The 219-nt window shown below is 56.2% G+C and carries 1 pseudogene; it reads right to left on the minus strand.

What is annotated here, in order from left to right:
* Positions 1–219: pseudogene (locus AC0QH1_RS00295) on the minus strand (calcium-binding protein); the annotation flags it as partial.

A 219-nucleotide genomic window follows, 5' to 3' on the forward strand; every position in this document is an offset into this window, starting at 1 on the left:
CCCGATTAAGTCAACGCCATCGCTGTAGTCGAGGATGGTATCGGTACCGCGACCTTCAGCGAGGACAAAGCGATCGCTTCCTGCGCCTCCCGTAACCGTATCGTTACCCAAATCTCCCAGCAACCAATCATTGCCAGTGCCGCCAGTGAGGATATCATTATCCTTGCCACCCCACAGCATATCATTGCCATCGCCGCCATCCAGGGAGTCATCCCCCTG

Source organism: Phormidium sp. CCY1219 (genome assembly GCF_055795085.1).